The following is an 18,812-nucleotide window of genomic DNA, read 5'->3' as shown; positions in this document are numbered from 1 at the left end:
CTCTGTCCATTAATGGACAAGGCTGATGTTCTGGAAGGGGAGGGGAAGGGGGTGGGCTGGGGCTGGGGCTGCCGTGCGGGTGTTCCACGAAGGAGTCACCGCCGATGGCGATTCCGACGCCTGGCTCATGCTCTGTCCATTAATGGACAAGGCTGATGTTCTGGAAGGGGGGCAGGCTGCCGTGCAAGCAGCTCCATGAAGGTGTCACTGCCGATGGAGATGGCGGTTCCGACACCTGGCCCACCCTATCTCCTGTCCATTAATGGACAAGGCTGAAGTTCCGGAAAGGGGCGGGCTGTCGTGCGAGCAGCTCCATGAAGGTATCACTGCCGATGGTGATGGCCGGTAGATCCGATGCCAGCTGGCGGCTTTGTCCATTGATGGACAAACTAATTTTCTGGATGGGGGCGGGCTGCCGTGCGGGTAGCTCCCCCGATGGCATCACTGCCGATGGCGATGGCTGATCCGATGCCAGTCGGCGGCTCTGTCCATTGATGGACAAAGACGTCATGCAGATCTGCCGACCGGACACAACGACACAGAGTGTCCTGATGGCGGGGATCTGAGCCGGCACCAAGTCTTGGACCTGTCCAGCGCTGGACAAGGCTGATGTCTTGTACATGATCGTTCATACGGCTGTTTCTTGTTGTGCCTGATGTGATACCATATTCCGACAATCACATCAGAAAATGCCTACCACCAAAAAATCGAAAGCCCATCGAGCACTCACCAGCTTTTTCCATTTCCGCCCTAAAGACTGGGATGTCCATTTATCTCAAGACCCATATTTTTCTTCCCTTCTCGAAAAAGAGAAGCGTGGGTTAGCTGCATTTATGTGGGCGATGTATGCCAATGCTATTCCCCATAAATCTCACCGTGTTGACCTCACGCCTATTCACTGGGAAGCGAAAAAATCTATTTTCGGTTCGGCAGCCCGATTCGATGAGATCAATGGCATGCTGGGTTGGTTTGAAAAAGAACTAGAGGGAGTGAAGGGCAAGTGGGCGTCTGGCTGGAAGCTGACCGATCATGGCTACAAGGTCGCATCTGGTTTTTTCCTGGAATTCCTCTTAAAGCTAGCCACAAAATATGATGATTTAGTAACTGGCTTGATCGACGCCGCAGGTTCTCCGTACCGTACTCCAGGTGATGCGTTTCGTAGTACTACGGCGACAGGGGCAAAATGCCGATTTCCTCGAAATGTCATGTCGTCTCTTGTAGAAGTAAACTCACAAAATCTCTTGGACTTGATCGGTGCGTCTGAGCGGTGGCTGAATAGGGACCCATTCCCAGAACATTTAGGATGGTTGAAATGCCACTGGGATGAGTATAAGCGGTGTTACGGCGATCAGAAATCATATAGTCGTGTTCTGCTAGCAGGCCGTCAAGCGCTTGTAATGCTGTCAATTGCCAATTCAAGTAAGAGTGATGATGCGTTGGTACCTACCATTTACTCTGAAAGCAAAGCTGGAAGGCTGTATGCGATGGGGCATGTTAATCTCCAGCGCTGCGTGGGTGAGGTCCGTCGTATGGCACTTCAAGGATGCTATGACGTCGATATAGAGAACTGTCACTGGTCGCTTCTTTCCCAGATGGCAATGCGGATCTGTATTGACACTCCATGCATATCCTATTACTTGGATAACAAGAATCTGCTTAGAAACGAGGTTGCACAGTTTGCTGGTATCACGCTTGATGATGCAAAGTTTGTACTGATTTCATTGATATATGGAGCTGTTCTTCAGTGCAGAGGAAAAATGGAATCATTTGAAAATAAACAAAATGCTATTGAGGCCAAGCTCGGAAGAGATGTGGTTGAGAGACTGGCTAGTCATCCGTTTCTGCAAGGCTTACTTAAGGATCTGAGAGAGGCGAGCAGGGGAGTTATTGATTATTATAGGGGGCAGACCAGTAAACGAGCTGGTGTCATAGTGAATGATGCAGGTAGAGAAATCAATGGTTCGCATTCTGACAGGGAAATTTTGTCCCACCTCTTGCAAGGTGCTGAGTCCGAAGCCATGAGAGTGATGATAGAAGAGTTGAGGGATAACATTGTGCTTCTACAGCATGATGGCGTCACAGTGATCGATAAGCCCGATGTTGTCGAATTGGAAAGAAGGATACTGGCTAGGACTGGGTACTCACTGAGCTTGGAGGTTGAATTGTTGTAAATTTTTTTGATGCCCTGTGCTAATTAGCGACGCCAGCTTGAAGCTGGCCTTGGTGCAGGGCTTCAGCGCTTTTATTTGTATGTGTTGTCCGGCTAATAGTATGTAATTGTCGTAAATATACACATACCTAATCTTTCATTATCCTCTAGCTCCTCCCATAACCCTTCATTCCATAGTAATTCTTAATATATGTTTATTGATTATACTAGATGTGTGAATGGTATTAAGGTTCTATGGCGATGTTGTTTAGGGCAATAGCGGATGTCCTATCCTGAAACTTTCATTCTTTACTCTTATTTTAATTTTCACCTCTTTGGTAAGGGTAGGCCTAGGGTATGGTCTGATTCAAATCCTAGTGAGTATTTTTGGCGTTCTATGGTGACCAGGTGAATGCTATTACATTTCACTAGGTATTATGATTCCCTGTGCCAATTAGTGGTACTGGCTTGAACCCGGCCGTGGTGGAGGGATTCAGGGCTTTTGTTTATACGTTTTGTCCGGCTAATAGTATGTATATGCCCCCTCCCTTTACCCTTTAATACATCATAACATGATCATATATATCGGTTATATATGAGCATTGTATTGTATGTGCTACCTTGTATATGCCCTTGACACCCTCCTTGTTATGCCTATATATCAATAATTTATTTATTTCCTTCTTTCTCTTGGAATTTATTGCTTGATGAGTGGGTATATCTCCAGCCTGCCATCAATTCGTATCGATTCTATACAAAAAATAAATGGTACATTTGATTTTGGCGTTGTCTTAGAGGATGTCGCTAGGGTGGGGGGCGAAATCAAAATAAACCCTTATTGTTATTATATGGCCTCGGCAACGAAAGGGGCAGGGACTCCTTGCACTGCGTGACTGAGCGACTACGTCGTGTTGGTGATCTCGCACACAATCTATTGGCGAGGTCGTAGGGCTGTGGCCACCAAGGGGGTCTACTCTGGGAGTGTGACGCCTCACTCCGCATGCCGTTGGGCACGCCGCCAGGAAGGCACTAAGCGTCACGCAGGGAGCGGTATGGCCATGGAGGCGCAAGGAGCAAAAACGAGAACGCCCCACGGGTGCGGGACGTAAAGGTTTTTGCCGGTGATTCGTTAGGGCGTGAGACAATGCCGGATATGTTAGACAGTGAGCGTTACATGACGTTGATGGGTGAGGAGAATCTTGACTGGTGCAGCTCTACCATTCAACTACATCCTATGACTTACTGAGATTTAACCCGTCGCACGATGCAGGCTGAGTTATTGTGTCACGGCTCCCTTTTCTCGTTAAGACCACCTCCCCAGTTGCATGGCTGTATTCGTACTGATCAAGGTGATGGAAGATTAGAATTTCATCACCTGTCTTCGGGTCTGTGCTGATGGAAAGCTCGCGCACATATATGGCTTCTAGCCAAGGGTTGTGTCCGCAGGTGATTGTTCCTGAAGATACTTGTGTTGCTGGATATGGGTTTTCACGAGGCCGCTTTGAAATATGAGCCTGCTCGACCAACGAGTAGCTTGAGACTGAGTAAAGTGTCTGAATGATCTCCGAGACCTTTTCGGAGGTGAGCCTTGGTCTGAGGATAGCCACTACCGGTCGTTCGATTGAAGCGTGGGCACCTTGCCAACGCCACCTGACCAACCAAGCACGCTGCTTGTAACCCATCGGTTCGTCCTGAGTCGAGATCCACTTCGCTTCTTCCAGAGAGTCGGATAGGTTGCCCTGGGACAGCTAGGCTGACCCAGGGCGGTGGCATTACAGCCTCAGCAAGCAGTACACCACTACACCAGTGACGAGCACCGCACCCCAAGCAGGGAGTGATGCAGCCAGAGCGGTGTATACGGTAGCGTATGCACATGCTTTGGCGATAAGGCCTGCTGAGCGCGTTGAGTTCGGGTATTTCATAGAGTTCCCTTGTCAACATCCCCCAAGGCTCTTGATGAGTCGGGAAAGGGGGGCTCAGACCTGCTGCCTGTTGGAGTTTAAGAGCAGTCGATCATGGCGGCAGCACCCGACTGCATAACCGGCTTCCCAAGCCGAAGCTCACTGAGCCATTCTTAATGTACCGTGACCATGGACTGAGGAAAAGTCCCTAGCTAGGTAGCCTTTGGTCGTAGAACATCAGCACTGGAAGTGGTCAGTGAAACTTGGACCACCGGATGTCCAGGTTGCGGGATGAGCGATACGGTGGGTATCTATCTGGTGTCAGGTGTCGAGATTGCTTAGGCGATCTGGCGGAGCGGGGAGGGCAGAATGCCCATGTGGTGGGAGCTGCTGTGGAGCGCCCATTGGGCATGCCGTCAAGAAGGCGCTACGCGTCACGCAGGGAGCGGATTGACCATGGAGGGCATCCTCGGGCCTCGCTCCCTTCACAGCGTTGATGGCCTTTTGGCAGCCTTGCCTCCTACGGCTAAGGTGGTAGAGTCACTCCAATGAGGACCTACCTGATGCCAGCCTACCGCACTATCACCCTATTTTTTTCTTCCAGGTCTGACCGATGTCACGTCGTATTTTCTCCAGATTGAGGCCAACGGCTGATAACCAGTTCGGGATTGAATATAAAGCGAAGGAAGTGTGGAGCGGCCGCCCAAGGTGTGAGTGTCTCAGGGTGGCCACCGATCAGAGGCTGTCCAGCACCTGCATCGAGCATTTCTGTTGTTAGGAGTGCACCTGTCGCTAAAACCTCCCACACACGGTGGTATACATGGCTCCGCCTTATTGTAAGTTTCTGTATTATTGTGTCGAGTTTATACCTTATTCGATGACTTTAAAGGTGATGCTTTTCTTTGCTTCGGTTTTATTGGGCTTTTGGTCTGGTGGTGCTATGGTGTGAACTTTGTCACCCTTGTAGGTCTCGGAAAATTCAATTCCGGCTTGCTCCAGGATCCATGCCTCATACTTTGTGTGCCAGTACCTAAGGATGTCTATGGGCCTAACTTCATAATGCCTTTCGGCAGTGGCGCTAGGCTTATGCCCTGCAATTTGATACACGATCCCTTTAGGTAAAGACACCCAGTTCGCAAGTGACACGAAGGATCTCCTGAGCCCATGAATCGTTAAATGATTAACTTTCGCTGCTTTTACAGCTTTATTGTGTGCTATATTTGGCTCCATCAAGCGCCCGCTTTTTGATCTTGGCGATGAAAACACCCATTCGTTAGTTCTGGGGAGTTGGCTCAATAGTTCTTTAACATAAGGGGTGAGAGGGATGGTTCTCCTACCATCAACTTTATCTTTTATATCAATTTGTGACCACTTGAAGTCAATGTTCTGCCACTGTAATGTAAGTATTTCTTCTCTTCTTGCACCCGTTATTAACATTGTCTGAAGATAGGCCGATATGATTGGGTTGAGTTTTTTGATTTCTCGAAACCATGGCTCTAATTGCTCTTTCTCTAATACATCTTTTTTTGCGCCTTGTTTGGGAACATTTTCTCTGACTTTTTTGGAATTAATTGCTTCGGCGGGCGCGAGTTGGCTGTATAACTTATCTTCTGAGCACCAGTTAACAAATCCGCGAAGCAGCCGGAATGCCAAGGCTGTCTGTGTTGGGCGTTTCTCCCTTTCTTTTTTAAGCCAGCTGATTACTACATCAGGTGTTAGATCATAGAGGCGAAGCTTTCCCAAGGGACTTAATATGCCTGGTTGTGTTCTTTTGGTGGACGTATTCTCCTTGTTATGATGCTTGTATGGCTCTCCTCCGGGCTTCATCATTTTCATATGATCGGAGAGAGTGTTTTCACTCCATACTTTGCGACGCTCTTCAATATATGAGTCCCAAGCTTGAGCAATAGTTATTACTCGCCTGTGTTGATTAAGTTTTTCATCCTTAATAGCTTGTTGCTTTTTTCTTTTTTCTTGTCGTGGATCGATGTTTTGGTCAATCAAGATTTGTATTCGACGAGCTTCTTTGCGAGCCTCATCGATGCTCCATGACTTGGGGTTTCCAATTGTTATTCTAATATCTTGTCCAGCAAGGTTGCCTTGGTAGACAAATGCCTTAGCCCCATTCTTTGTTGCACGAAGGCCTAAGCCTGGGGTGTTGGCATCCCACAGAAATTTTTGCTGCTTGCCATCAGAAGTGAAAGCGTTTATCCGTTTTTCTGTGAGGTTCTTGCGTGCCATGTGATATTCCTTTCTGCTTATATTGTGCTTGACATTCTCATGTAAGCGCTGGTGTAAGTGTATTTTGACTTTTTTGGACCATCGTGTCTAGCCGTATAACATAAGCATAAATTTCACAATCTGCAAGAATGTATTGAAAAACAATAGGATAGCAAGCCTTGAAAGGCCTATGGTTTGTGGTTAACCAGAGGACTCATAATCCCTTGGTCGCTGGTTCGAGTCCAGCTGGGCCCACCACGCTTTGTTTTCTCTGTAAGACGTGACCATATCTCTTCTCCAGCATCGTCCAATTGCGGGTTATTGCAGTGTCCAATTGCTGGCTGATGCCCCGTCCAATTGCGGGTTGATGGCTCAGCCAAGAAGCGTCACCACCACCCCATAGGCCGCCACGCCGGCGGCCACCGGCCAGCCCAGCGAGCGCAGTCGCCACCAGACCAGCAGGGTCACGAGCACGCCGAGTGCCGTGGCGAGCCAGGAGCTGGCGGCGGTGGTCACCGGGACCAGCGAGACGCCGAGTACCGCGGCGATCATCAAGGGGCCGAGGATGCCGAGCCACTGGGGCATGGCCTCGAGGCCGTCTTCACTGGCGGACTTCTGGAGACGGCGCTGCATCCACAGCAGCGGCAGCAGGCGCATCAGCAGGGTGCCTGCCGCCGAGGCCAGCACGGCCAACCAGAGTGCGCTACTCATCTCGTTCTCCTCTCGTTGTCACGTCGAACTTCACCAGGTAGAAGCACAGGGCCCCGCAGGCGGCGGCGAGGGGGATCGCGGCGTTGGTCAGCCCGTTCACGGTGAGCAGCGCCGCGATGGCGATGCTGCTGCCCAGCGCCAGCGACCAGCGCCGGGAGGTGAAGCGCGGCGCCACCAGCACCAGGAACAGGGCCGGCAGGGCGAAGGGCATGACCTCGCCGAGCAGCGGCCAGCGCGTGGTCAGCTCGTCGCCGGCCACGGCACCCAGTGCGGTGCCGCCGATCCAGCTGGCCCAGGCCAGCAGCGCGGCCCCGGTGAACCAGCCGAGGCGCTGCGAGGCCGGCAGCTGCGGCAGGCGGCTGTGGGCCAGGGCGAAGACCTGATCGGTCAGGCCGTGCATCAGCCAGGGCCACCAGCGGCTGGTGGTCAGCCAGGGCGCCAGGTTGGGGGCATAGACCACATGGCGCGCGTTGATCAGCAGCGTCATGACGACCACCAGCCACAGCGGTGCGCCGGCGGCGACCATGCCGACGAACAGGAACTGCGAGGCCCCGGCGTAGACGAGCGTCGAGATGATCACCGCCTCCCAGGTGCTGAAGCCGGCCTGGATGGCGATCAGCCCGAACGAGATGGCGACCGGCACATAGCCGCCCAGCAGCGGAATGGCCTCGCGCAGGCCCGCGAGCCAGGGGCGGGGTAGGGCGTGGGTGGCTTGCTGGCTCATGGGGGATCTCCTTGGCCGGTGTAGACGATGGTGAGCAGCAGCGTGGCCCAGGCGTCCTGGGTGCGATAGAGGTGTGGCCGGTCGGCGGCGAAGGTGAGGGTGTCGCCGGCCGAGAGCGTCTCGACGGCGCCTTCCGGGCCGGCCTCCAGCCGCCCGCTGATGAGGGTGAGCGACTCGCGGGCCCCCGGCGTATGCGCCTCGGCATGGCGTACGGTGTGGGGCGCGCAGCGCATCCAGTAGGCGTCGACCTGGGGGGTGTCCTTGCCCTGGTCGAGCAGCCGAACCTCCACGCCGTCCTCGCCCAGCGGCACGCGGATCGGCGCCACCAGGGTGCCGAAGGGCACGTTGAGTTGCACCGCCAGCCGCCAGATGGTGTCCAGGGTGGGGTTGCCGTTGCCCTGCTCGAGCCGCGACAGGTTCGACTTGGCGATGCCGGCGGCGGCGGCCAGTTGTGACAGCGACCACCCTTGGGCGAGTCGCAGGGTCTGCAGGTGTTGGCCGAGGGTGCCGAGCGAAAGCTTGTCCATGGTGTGCCCCTGCGTGTTCGTTATAAGGAACGTTCTATATAACGAACGGCATGCTTGTCAAGTAGCTGGCCAGCGGAGGGGGTACCAGGAGCCTGGGGGAAGGCACTTCCAGGGGGATCAGGCTGGGTCATCATCCGGTTGATCCGGGGCGCGCAGGTAGGCGAGCCAATACACGCATGCGACCAGCAGGGTGCCGCCGACGATGTTCCCGAGACTGACTACCGCGAGGTTGAGCAGGGAACCGGCGAGCGTCAGTGTCCCCGGCCCATCCATGGCGAGCCCCAGGGGAAGAAAGAACCAGTTGGCGATCGAGTGCTCGAAGCCGAGGGTGACGAAGGCGCTGATCGGTAGCACGATGGCCAGGATCCTGTCGGTGACGCTGTGTCCCCCCATGGCCAGCCATACCGCCAGGCACACCAGCACGTTGCACAGGATGCCGCGAGCGAAGGCCTCGACCAGGGAGAGTTCTGCCTTGGCATGGGCGATCTGCAGTGCCGTGGCTCCCACGCTGCCGCCCCCCAGGCTGGTGATCTCGGCGAGCATCACCAGCAGCACCGTACCCAGGCAGCCGACAACGTTGCCGAGGTAGACCAGGCCCCAGTTCCTCAGTAGCTCCCGGCCAGTGATCAAGCGGCTTGCCCAGGCCATGGCCAGGAGGTTGTTGCCGGTGAACAGCTCGGCACCCCCGATCACCACCAGGATCAGCCCGAGGCAGAAGCCCAGTCCACCGAGCAGGCGTGTCACGCCGAACCCCAGCGCGGAATCGGTCGTGATCACGGTGAACAGGATGGCACCCAGGGAGATGAAGGCGCCGGCGAGTACCGCCAGCACCAGCAGGGTCAGGCTGTCGGCACGGGCCTTGGCCACGCCCATGCTGGCCACTCGCTGAGCGATCTGTCGTGGTTGATAGGCATCGCCAAACAGGTGGTCCTTGTCCATGGTCGCTGCTCGCCCGTGCCGGAGATGGGGGTTTTCCAACTATAGCGGGTCGGGTGTGGCGCCTCGGCCGGTAACCGGCAGCGTGTGCAACTGATGGCCCCGCCGCCTCGCGGGGCCGGCGTCGTCATGTCACGCCTGCCGGTTCGCCTCGTTCTGGCAGGCGGCCGCGGTGAACAGCACGTCGGTGGAGGAGTTCAGCGCCGTTTCGGTGGCGTCCTGCACCACGCTGATCACGAAGCCGATCGCCACCACCTGCATGGCCACGTCGGTGGAGATGCCGAACAGGCTGGCGGCCATGGGGATCAGCAGCAGCGAGCCGCCGGCCACCCCGGAGACGCCGCAGGCGGCCAGGGCGGAGACGATGCACAGCAGCAGGGCGGTGGGGAAGTCGACGCCGATGCCTAGGGTGTGGGCGGCGGCGAGGGTGATCACGCTGATGGTGATGGCGGCCCCGCTCATGTTGATGGTCGCGCCCAGCGGGATCGCGATCGCGTAGGTGTCGGCGTGCAGCTTCAGCCGCTTGCACAGCTCCAGGTTGACCGGGATGTTGGCCGCCGAGCTGCGCGTGAAGAAGGCGGTGATGGCGCTGCCGCGCAGGCAGGTGAAGACCAGCGGGTAGGGGTTGCGGCGGGTCTGCCAGTAGACGATCAGCGGGTTGGTGACCAGCGCCACGAACAGCATGCAGCCGACGATCACCATCAGCAGGTGGCCATAGTCGAGCAGGGCGCCCATGCCGGACTCCGCCAGGGTGGCGGCGACCAGGCCGAAGATGCCCAGCGGGGCGAAGCGGATCACGATCCGGACGATGTTCGACACGGCGTCGGAGAGGTCGCTCAGCATCGTCCGGGTGCTCTCCTCGGCCTGGCGCAGCATGATGCCCAGCCCAATGGCCCATACCAGGATCGCGATGAAGTTGCCCTCCATCAGCGCAGTGACCGGGTTGGTGACGGCGCTCAGCAGCAGGTTCCGGAGGATCTCGACGATGCCGCCCGGCGGGTTGCCGCTGACCTCGGGCACGTCCAGGGCCAGGGTGGTGGGAAACACGAAGCTCGCGACGACGGCCACCAGGGCGGCGGTCAGGGTACCGATCACATAGAGCACCAGGACCGAGCGGATATGGGTGGGTTGGCCCTGCCGGTGGCCGGCGATGGCCGCCGCCACGAGCACGAACACCAGGATCGGGGCGACCGCCTTCAGGGCGGAGATGAACAGTTGGCCGAGTAGCGATACCGACTGGGCCGCCTCGGGCGAGACGGAGGCGAGCAGGATGCCGCAGACGATGCCGATGGCGATCTGGGGGATCAGCCCCAGGCGAAGCAGCGGGCGGCTGAGGGCGTGCACGGTGGCGAACATGGAGGGTCTCTCGGGGTTGTCATGGGCGGGCAGGCGCCACCCTGCCGGGCGCTCGGCGGTCGAGCCGTGGGCGCGGGTGAGCGCCGGGTCGAGCCGGCCGAGCCGCCCCGGGCGGGTAGCCCAAGGCAGGGGCGCCTGCTGTGCGCGCGAGATTCTAGCAATGTTCACGATACAGTTGGATGGTTTTCCTGCCTTTTAGACTAAAGGTAGAGGGCATTGCTGCCTTTACGGCATGACTCAGCATTCCGGCCGTGCGGCTAACCAGTGGCCAAGAGGGCGAGAGGGCCCCAGGAGCCCCGATGCCCGATGCGCTATCATCAGGCAGGAACATGGAGGCGGCGTCCGTGAGGCTGGACTTCAGGGCGAGAGGACGGGAGGCGATGGACAGGAAACAGGGCAAGAAGGGGCCACCGCCAGGCTGATCGGCCTGGGGGTATTGCTGCTGGTGGCGCTGACACTGCAGAACTGCGGGGTGATCTGAGCCACGGCCTGGTCGTGGGGAAACACGCGGCGGCCCCGGCCCGGCAGGGCCTGAGGGGGTCGGCGTGTGTTGCGCATTACCCGCTTGCGCGATGACCTGATGCTGGAGGCTGCCGAGACTGTCGACGCCGCATTAGGTCCCTGCACACCGGTAGATCCTTTCGTGGTCTAGCCTGGCGATAGCCTGTCGGTGGAAATGACCGGCAGGCTCGCGAGGTCGACGTCCCCGTGCTGGCTGGTCACCGTAAATCGGCTCTGGCTTCCCTGCTGCTGGGCAAGGCCGCCGATGCGATGGTCAAGGGTGTCATAGACCCGGAGGGTATCTCCGGTCTGCACGACGAGGCGCCGGGCCTGCGCAAAGTAGGCATAGCGCAAACCGTTCTGCTCGCCGGTCGCGTTGGGTGTGCCGAGTTCCGCCGGCCACCAGGCCGTGTTCGCTTCCGCGACGAGCCGGCCCGGCTGGTGGGCAAGGATCTCGCCAATCTCGTGGCACAGCGCATCCACCCGGGCGTTCAAGACATGGTTGAGGGGGGCGCTCAGCATCAGCATGCCACCCTGCATCCATTGGCCGGGGCCGCCGAACTCGGGATGCGAAAACATCGCCATCTGGCCATCACCGTCGGCCACGGCCGAGACCATATGCGCAATGGCGTCGCGACTGAAATGGTGACGCTCGGCGAGCCCGTCGACGACTGCGAGTGCCTGGGGGCTGAGTGAGATCATGATGCTAGCCATTTCCTGATGCCAATGCGCTAAGCCTAGTCGAAGAGCCATGCCAGCTCCTATTGCCGGATGGATGGCTTGCACAAACGGTCTCGCCAGGTCGTCAACGAGAACCCAGTGCCCTGCATCGAGTCCCTATGCTTCGAGCTCTGCCAGCGCCGCCGCAACGGCCTCCTCGTACTGGCCTTCCGTGATACCACAGTCGCTCAGCACGCTCTCGTCGGGCTTCTCCTTGGCCGCGGCACGCAGCTGCTCTGACGATTTTTCCTCGAAGCAGTGTTTGGCAAACGCCTTGGTCTGAGGGGCGTTGATATGGTTGATCAGTCGCAAGTCCATTCCTCATCGTTGGGCGTCTATGACAGTACCGATTGGCTGCTGGGGGAAACGAGTCGTCAGGCGAGATGCACTTCAGGGGCGCTCGTCCGCTGTGATGGTGATATCGCTCTCATTGTGACTCCGCGCCGAGCGACTTTCCCCAGTATCGACGCTGTGGCCGATATCGGCGAGCGGCGGCCTGACGTGGCCAGGCCGGCCGCCACCTCAGCCCAGGCGCTGGGCCACGGCATCGAGGAACCCCTGCATGTCCACGACCTGCTCCGCGTCCGGGTCGGTGGTCTTGCCCTTGAGGTCGCCGGTGATGATGCCGTCGGCGACGGTGTCGATCAGCGCGGCCTTGAGCCGCTGGGAGTAGTCGATCAGGGCGTCGTTGCTCTCGCGCTCGGCCAGCGTCTCGAGGGCGTTGGCCACGGCGTAGATCAGCGCCGAGGAGTTGAAGTGTGCCTCCTTGCCGTCGCTCTCGAGGTACGTCAGGTAGAGGTCGTGGGCGGTGCCGTGGGGGGCTTCGAAGAGCATGGTGCCGCTCTGGCTCTCGATGATCGAGCTGGCGGTGGCCAGGCTGCCGCCGAGCGCCGCGGAGATGTCCGAGAAGATGTCGCCGTCGAGGTTCTGCGCCGGGTAGAGGGCATTTCGCGGCGGGTCGGTGATCATCTTGATGAGCTGGCTGGAGGGCCGCATGATCATGAAAGAGGGCGGCGGGGTATCGGCCTGGGCCAGTTCGAGGCGTACCTCGGTGATCACCGTGCTGAAGACCTCGTCGTACTCCATGTACTCGCGCTTGAGGCCGAAGTAGACCTCCTTCTCCTTGCGCGAGGCGTCGCGGAACACCTGGCCGACCCAGTCCTTGATCGCCTGGCGGTCGTTGGACATCAGCAGGATGGGGTCGCCCTTCTTGACGCGCCGGGCGTGCTTCTCGTCGCCATCGACGACGACCTTGAGGATGCCGTCCTCTTCGGCGGGCATGTTGTAGCTGCCGTACTGGTCGCCGCCGCCGGCACTCATCCGTGACAGCGAGACATGGGCCTTGCGGCTGGGGATGCCGTGCCGCTTGAGCTGGTCGACGAGCTTGTAGAGCTTGCGGCCGGTGTTGTTGTCCGGCACGCCCCACAGCGCCCGCTCCGGCGGGGTGGCAACGAGGCGCGCGGCCTGGGCGTCGATCAGTTCGTAGTGGTACTCGAGCCCCAGGGCCTCGAACCGCCGGCGGTAGTCGGCGTCGAAGATGCGCTCGATGGCGGCCCGCATCACCCCGTCATAGCCGGCGATCACGGTGTCCTTCAGGCCCAGGTAGGCATCGCGCTGCTCGTCGAGGGCGCGCTGGAAGAAGTGGTGGGCCCAGGCCTTGACGTCATCCAGGTCGTTGGTGGCGAGCAGCCAGGGGTCGCCCTTGTTCACCTCGCGGCGGTGGAGCTCCACCGGGTCGCCACTGGCGCCGACGAACATCAGCTTGATCACTCCGGTGGCGGTGGAGAGCGCGTTGAAGCTGTCCTTGATGCCGCCCCGCTCCATGGTGTCGACCTCGATGTCGCGACCGACCCAGTCGGGCGTCCTGACCTGGAGGTTGCGGAACTGGATGTCCTCGCGGGTGATGTTGCCGCCGATGCCCTTGCGGATGGCGCCGTTGGGCGATTTGGTGGCGAGCGGATGCAGGCGGGTGCCGTCCAGCTCCGGGTGCTTGGCGAGCAGCTCGCCCAACTGTGTGCGGTTGACCGTCATGCCGGCATTCTTTACGCCCACCCCGTACCGCTTGAGGGCCTCGATGGCGTCGATCACCACCTGCCCGTTGGTGAGCAGGCGATGCTCCGCGGAGAGGTCGATCTCGACGAGCCCGATATCCAGGGGTGAGCTCACGAACTTCTCGAGGATCCTTTCGAAGGCCACCTGGGCCATCTCGTCACCGTGCAGGATGACCAGTGGTGCGGTCACCTTGATCCTGTTGCTCATCGCCTGCCTCTTTTTCAAGGGTATCGGGACTGCCGCTCATTCGGTTCAGAGTAAGCCCTCGATGTACCCCCGGCAAACGCCCCCGCCTCACGTCCGGCCGGGTGCCGAGGCGGCGACCGCTGCCGCCCCTACCAGAAACGTGGATAGCGGCGATGCCGCGCCAGGTTGTTCACCAGGATGGCGACCACCAGCATGACCGCGCAGCCGATGCCGATCGGCATCAGCGGATACCACCAGCCCAGGGCGGTGATCTGGGGGCCGCCGATCACCGCCACCAGGGCCGCGGCGGCGCCCGGCGGGTGCACGGTGTGGGTGAGCTGCATGAGCAGGACGGAAAGCGACACGGCGAGCGACACGGCCAGCGCCGTGGAGCCGAACAACTGGAAGCAGGCCACGCCCATCAGGGCCGACAGCATGCTGCCCACCAGCACGTTGCGCGGCTGGGCGAAGGGGCTCTCGGGGGCGGCATAGATCAGCACCGAGGTGGCGCCGAAGGAGGCCACGATCAGCAGGTGCTGTGACAGCCAGTGGGTGCTGAGCCAGCAGATGGCGCCCATGCCGGCGAAGGCACCGAGCCACGACCAGAGGGCGTCCTGCCAGTCGGCGCTGCCTGGCTGTGCGCGTTCGCCGCGCATCTTGTCCAGATATGTCTTCATTGTCAGGAGGGGGTGCACAAAATGAGTGCACGAGTCTCGCAGACTGCACCATGAATGTGAAGGCAGCGTTCTTCATGTCGTCATGAACGAAATTTGATCCACGCGGCTTGAGGGCCGCGCCTTCACACGAACTCTTCACACGAACTCTGGGTCGTCCGTCCTGACCGTCACGCCGACCTCGTCGCCCGGCACCATGACCGAGAACTCGCCGCCGCCCAGGTAGGTGACCTCGTGGCCCTCCCGGGTCCGGAAGGAGGGCAGCCCACGCTGGGTGGCGCCGGTGTGTTGGAGGTCGCTGATGTCCCGGACGCTGACGAAGACGTCGATGATGTACTCGCGGCCCTGGTCGTCGAAGGCCATGATGGTCGTTTCGTGCTGGGGCACTGGGTTCACCCTCCGCTGGGGATGACACCCTCATCATTAGCAGCAGGACGCCGGTTTGGCGAGTGCCGGGCCGCGCGCCTCACCCCGCGGGGTTGAGCAGCCCCACCACGCTGACGATGATCAGCACCACGCCCAGCACCCGGAAGTAGAGGCTCGTCGTGCCGGCCAGCATGTAGCGGTGGGCGCGTTCGCCGAGCAGGTGCCCGACCAGGGCGCAGGGCAGCAGCCAGAGATGGTGGACGAGCTGCAGGTCCACGCCGGCGATCACGAACGACACCATCTTGATCACCACCAGGATGAACCAGAGCACGAACAGGGTGTCGCGCAGCTGATGCGCGGCCACATGCGAGGCGAATACCGCGACGATCAGCGGGGCGCCGATCAGCGAGGTGCCGCTGACGTAGCCGCCCATCGCCAGCAGGGCGTAGTCCACGTAGCGGTGGTTACTGCGGAACGGCCTGTCGAGCACATAGCCGACCGCATAGACCAGCACGATCACGAAGATGATGCTGGTCATGACGTTGCCGGGCAGCGTCAGCAGCCCCACGACCCCCACCAGCTTGGGGACGATCATGATCTTCATCGCCTTGCGCAGGTACGCCCAGTCGATGTTGCTGGCGGCGGGCCGGCCGTTCTCGCTCGCGGCCACCAGTTGCCGGTGGCCGCGCCAGGCGATCCAGCTCGAGAAGATCATCAGGTGAACGGCGATGAGCGGCAGGAACACCAGCGGCTCGTTCAGTACCAGCAGCAGGAACGGCAGGGAGAGCACCGCGCCGCCGAAGCCCAGGCTCGTCCTGACGAAGCCGCTCCAGACGAAGATCAGGCCGATGAGGGCGAGCTGGTACCACGCCAGGTCCGCCATCAGCGTACGTCCCTCGCGGGCCGTTGACGCTGACGTGTCGCTGGGTGTTGCCGAGATGTCCTGTTCATGTGCGTTCCTTGCGCCTGTCTGAGGCCTCTCCGTGGTCGTGGTTCAGCGGCCGGAGGCAGCTGACGGGTGGGGCAGCCGCCGTGCCAGGGCGAACACGTGGGGGTCGTCCACGCCGAGGTCGCGAAGTGCCTGGACCAGGTTCAGCAGGTAGTCGCGATTCGGCCCGCTCGGGCCATGCGCCATGGCGATCTGCTCGGCGATGGCGTCGAGCGGTGCCTCGCCGAGAAAGGCGGCGTTGTCCTCGCTGGCGAGATAGAGCAGCCCCTCGGCGCTCTCCCCCTCGCCCTGGCCGTCATCGAAGTGCAGCCGGATGACCTCGCGCAGGTAGCCGTTCTTCTCGCGCACATCCAGGGGACGCAGCACCTCGGGCGCGATGCGATAGGCCATGCCGTGGCAGATGGCGCCGGGCTCGCGGACCAGGGTGGCGACCCGCCCCGGTGCCTCGGGGGTGCCGCGGTGGTCGTGGGAGCCCTGCCAGAAGCGCCGCACCCAGCCATGGATGTGCGCCGGGCGGCGTTCCAGGAAGGGGAAGTCCGCCTTCCAGATCAGCGAGCCGTAGCCGAACAGCCAGATCTCGTCGTGGCCGTCGAAATGGGTCATGCGCCGGTTGAGCAGGGTGGTGTCGAGGGTCATGGATGGCATCGGCAGGTGTCGGCGTTATCCGCCATGATGCGATGCACGGTGACGAATGTCGAAACTCGCCGGGCTTCGGCGGGTCAACGTGATGCTTGTCGAGGCCTCCTCGACCTTTACTCGATCATGACGCCAAGGAGAGCAGGATGAACGCCAGCAGGATTCTCGAGCAACTGATGCAGCAGGCCGGCGGCAAGCAGGCGGCCGGCGGGGTGGACGTGAAGGGCATGCTGGAGGGGCTGTCGCGCCAGCTCGGCGGCGGCCAGCAGGGCGGCCAGCAGGGCGGCCAGCAGGGCGGCCAGCAGGGTGGACAGGCGAGCGGCGGTATCGACATGAAGAGCCTGCTCGGTGGCGGTGCCCTGGGGCTGCTCGTGGGCTCGAAGCGCGGCCGCCGGCTGGGCGGCAAGGCGCTCAAGTACGGCGCCATCGCCGGGGTGGGCGCGCTGGCCTGGAAGGCCTGGCAGAATTCCCGCGGCGGTGCGCCGGCGACGCTGACGGAGGGCGAGCCGGTGGAGCGTCTGGGGGGCCAGGCACACGAGCAGCGCAGCCTCGAGCTGCTGCAGGCGGTGATCCTGGCGTCGCGGGCCGATGGGCATATCGACGAGAGCGAGCAGGCCCTGATCACCGAGCAGATCGATGCACTGGGCGCCGACCGGGAGCTGCATGACTGGGTGGAGCAGCAGCTCCGCGCGCCGCTGGACGCCGAGGCGCTGGCCCGCCAGGCCGACTCGCCCCAGGCCGCCCGCGAGATCTACCTGGTCAGCGTGGCGGTGATCGACGAGCAGAACCCCATGGAGCGGGCCTGGCTCGATCAGCTGGCCAAGGCGCTGGCCCTGGAGCCGGCGCTGGCCGGGGAACTGGAGCGCCAGGCCATCTCGGCCGGGTGAGCGTGGGGGGCTCCCTCAGTGACAGGCGGCATGGTTCGCGACCATCGGGCAGGGTGGTCGAGCCTGGCGGGCTGAGGCATCGCTGGTGCGACGCCGGGTGAGCGGCTAGGCTGGCGTATCGTTCAACCTTTGCTGATGGAGGCCCCACCCATGACCGTGATGATTCTCGGCCTGTTGATCTTCCTGGGAGTGCACTCGGTGCGCATCGTCGCCGACGACTGGCGCACCGCGCAGATCCAGCGGCTGGGCGAGATGCCCTGGAAGGGGGGCTACTCGGTGATCGCGGTCGTCGGCCTGGCCCTGGCGATCTGGGGCTACGGCCAGATGCGCCTCGACCCGACCTGGGTGTGGTTCCCGCCCGTCGGGCTGCGCCACGCCGTCGCCTTGTTGATGATTCCCGCCTTCATCCTGCTGGTGGCCACCTATGTGCCGGGCAACCATATCAAGGCGAAGCTCGGTCACCCGATGATCCTGGCGGTGAAGCTCTGGGCCTTCGCCCACCTGCTGGCCAACGGCCGGCTGGGCGATATCGTCTTCTTCGGCGCCTTCCTGCTCTGGGCGGTGTTCGACTTCCGCGCCGCCCGCCGTCGCCCGCGGCCGAGTGTGGCCACACCGGGCATGGCCGGCACCGCCATCACCGTGGTGGGCGGCCTGGTCGCCTACTATCTCTTCGCCTTCCATCTGCACGTGTGGGTCACCGGTGTCCCGGTGATGTAAGGCCGTCGCCAGGCGGCGCCTCCCCCGTGCAGGGCGGGAGAGGCACCGTCTTCGACACTCTCGTGGGGTCGAGGCTCAGGGCTCGAGGTCGAACAGCGCCTTGCCGCTCTCCATCTCGAAGGGAACGGAGAAGTGCTCGTGCACCACCTTCCACTGGCCCTCGATGCGCCGGTAGCCGCTGGTCATGCGCAGCCAGCCCGCCTCGGTCTCGCCCTTGTCGTTGGTGTTGCCGCAGCGGTGCAGGGCGTGGCAGAAGGCCACCTCGCCATCGGCGTGGATCGCGACCTCGTGGAGCTCGAAGACCATCGGCCCCGGGCACATCTCCATGCACGCCAGCCAGTGATCACGGTAGGCCGCCACGCCCTTGAACTGCAGCTTCGTCACCGCGTCGAAGGCGACGATATGCGGCGCATAGTGGGCGACGATGGCGTCGATGTCCTGGGCGTGTACCGCGGCCACCCAGCTCTCCAGCTGTTCCAGCACCGCGGCCTCGGCGGACAGGCCGATATGGGTCGTCATGGGTCACCTCCTCGGGTTGTTTCGTCTGGGGTCTGTCGTCAGTCTGGCACCTTCCTGTCGTTCGGGCGGTGATGAAATCGA

The 18,812-nt window shown here is 60.7% G+C and carries 17 protein-coding genes and 1 tRNA gene; 4 read left to right on the top strand and 14 right to left on the bottom strand.

Features of this window, described 5'->3' with window-relative positions; translation table 11 throughout:
* Positions 1 to 689 precede the first annotated feature (689 nt).
* Positions 690 to 2,171 (top strand): hypothetical protein, encoded by a 1,482-nt coding sequence (locus tag C1H66_RS22600; protein ID WP_146010713.1) that lies wholly within the window; start codon positions 690 to 692, stop codon positions 2,169 to 2,171.
* Between the two features lie 2,749 nt (positions 2,172 to 4,920).
* On the opposite strand, the gene C1H66_RS10960 is transcribed toward C1H66_RS22600, so the two are convergent.
* The gene (locus C1H66_RS10960) at positions 4,921 to 6,291 is read right to left on the bottom strand and encodes a tyrosine-type recombinase/integrase (protein WP_102627914.1); all 1,371 of its coding nucleotides are present in this window, start codon (positions 6,289 to 6,291) and stop codon (positions 4,921 to 4,923) included.
* A 163-nt stretch (positions 6,292 to 6,454) separates the two neighbouring features.
* Between C1H66_RS10960 and C1H66_RS10955 the strand changes: the two genes are divergently transcribed.
* Positions 6,455 to 6,528, top strand: a tRNA-Ile gene (locus C1H66_RS10955).
* A 114-nt stretch (positions 6,529 to 6,642) separates the two neighbouring features.
* On the opposite strand, the gene C1H66_RS10950 is transcribed toward C1H66_RS10955, so the two are convergent.
* The 12 genes from C1H66_RS10950 to C1H66_RS10895 form a co-directional block, all read right to left on the bottom strand.
* On the bottom strand, positions 6,643 to 6,981 hold the full coding sequence (locus C1H66_RS10950) for an AzlD domain-containing protein (RefSeq protein ID WP_102627913.1): 339 nt from the start codon (positions 6,979 to 6,981) through the stop codon (positions 6,643 to 6,645).
* The gene (locus tag C1H66_RS10945; RefSeq protein ID WP_102627912.1) at positions 6,974 to 7,705 is read right to left on the bottom strand and encodes an AzlC family ABC transporter permease; all 732 of its coding nucleotides are present in this window, start codon (positions 7,703 to 7,705) and stop codon (positions 6,974 to 6,976) included. Before C1H66_RS10945 ends, C1H66_RS10950 begins: the two co-directional genes overlap by 8 nt.
* On the bottom strand, positions 7,702 to 8,232 hold the full coding sequence (locus tag C1H66_RS10940; protein ID WP_102627911.1) for a helix-turn-helix domain-containing protein: 531 nt from the start codon (positions 8,230 to 8,232) through the stop codon (positions 7,702 to 7,704). Before C1H66_RS10940 ends, C1H66_RS10945 begins: the two co-directional genes overlap by 4 nt.
* Positions 8,233 to 8,349: 117 nt before the next feature.
* A complete protein-coding gene (locus C1H66_RS10935; protein ID WP_102627910.1) occupies positions 8,350 to 9,171 on the bottom strand; it encodes a formate/nitrite transporter family protein in 822 nt (273 codons plus the stop codon).
* A 129-nt stretch (positions 9,172 to 9,300) separates the two neighbouring features.
* Complete coding sequence (gene sstT / locus C1H66_RS10930; protein ID WP_102627909.1) at positions 9,301 to 10,524, bottom strand: serine/threonine transporter SstT; 1,224 nt, start codon at positions 10,522 to 10,524, stop codon at positions 9,301 to 9,303.
* Between the two features lie 648 nt (positions 10,525 to 11,172).
* On the bottom strand, positions 11,173 to 11,727 hold the full coding sequence (locus tag C1H66_RS10925; RefSeq protein WP_102627926.1) for a hypothetical protein: 555 nt from the start codon (positions 11,725 to 11,727) through the stop codon (positions 11,173 to 11,175).
* 135 nt (positions 11,728 to 11,862) lie between these two features.
* Complete coding sequence (locus C1H66_RS10920; protein ID WP_102627925.1) at positions 11,863 to 12,057, bottom strand: hypothetical protein; 195 nt, start codon at positions 12,055 to 12,057, stop codon at positions 11,863 to 11,865.
* Between the two features lie 210 nt (positions 12,058 to 12,267).
* Entirely contained in the window at positions 12,268 to 14,004 is a 1,737-nt protein-coding gene (locus tag C1H66_RS10915) for an isocitrate/isopropylmalate family dehydrogenase (RefSeq protein WP_102627908.1), read from the bottom strand.
* Positions 14,005 to 14,132: 128 nt separating this feature from the next.
* Positions 14,133 to 14,660 carry an HPP family protein gene (locus C1H66_RS10910; RefSeq protein WP_102627907.1) on the bottom strand — a complete coding sequence of 176 codons (528 nt, stop codon included), beginning with the start codon at positions 14,658 to 14,660 and terminating at the stop codon, positions 14,133 to 14,135.
* Positions 14,661 to 14,795: 135 nt separating this feature from the next.
* Complete coding sequence (locus C1H66_RS10905) at positions 14,796 to 15,044, bottom strand: hypothetical protein (RefSeq protein ID WP_146010712.1); 249 nt, start codon at positions 15,042 to 15,044, stop codon at positions 14,796 to 14,798.
* 79 nt (positions 15,045 to 15,123) lie between these two features.
* Complete coding sequence (locus C1H66_RS10900) at positions 15,124 to 15,906, bottom strand: TSUP family transporter (protein ID WP_102627905.1); 783 nt, start codon at positions 15,904 to 15,906, stop codon at positions 15,124 to 15,126.
* Between the two features lie 111 nt (positions 15,907 to 16,017).
* Entirely contained in the window at positions 16,018 to 16,608 is a 591-nt protein-coding gene (locus tag C1H66_RS10895; RefSeq protein WP_102627904.1) for a gamma-glutamylcyclotransferase, read from the bottom strand.
* A 146-nt stretch (positions 16,609 to 16,754) separates the two neighbouring features.
* On the opposite strand from C1H66_RS10895, the gene C1H66_RS10890 reads away from it, so the two are divergent.
* Entirely contained in the window at positions 16,755 to 17,495 is a 741-nt protein-coding gene (locus C1H66_RS10890; protein ID WP_102627903.1) for a tellurite resistance TerB family protein, read from the top strand.
* Positions 17,496 to 17,645: 150 nt separating this feature from the next.
* Positions 17,646 to 18,212, top strand: a complete 567-nt coding sequence (locus tag C1H66_RS10885; protein WP_102627902.1) for an NnrU family protein — start codon at positions 17,646 to 17,648, stop codon at positions 18,210 to 18,212.
* Between the two features lie 75 nt (positions 18,213 to 18,287).
* Here the strand turns inward: C1H66_RS10885 and C1H66_RS10880 are convergent, their stop codons facing one another.
* Positions 18,288 to 18,731 carry a YybH family protein gene (locus C1H66_RS10880; protein ID WP_102627901.1) on the bottom strand — a complete coding sequence of 148 codons (444 nt, stop codon included), beginning with the start codon at positions 18,729 to 18,731 and terminating at the stop codon, positions 18,288 to 18,290.
* Between the last annotated feature and the right edge of the window lie 81 nt (positions 18,732 to 18,812).

This window comes from Halomonas heilongjiangensis (genome assembly GCF_002879645.1).
GTDB lineage: Bacteria > Pseudomonadota > Gammaproteobacteria > Pseudomonadales > Halomonadaceae > Halomonas > Halomonas heilongjiangensis.
The sequence above is the reverse complement of the archived record's forward strand: the minus strand, read 5'-3'. Positions and strand labels throughout refer to the sequence as shown.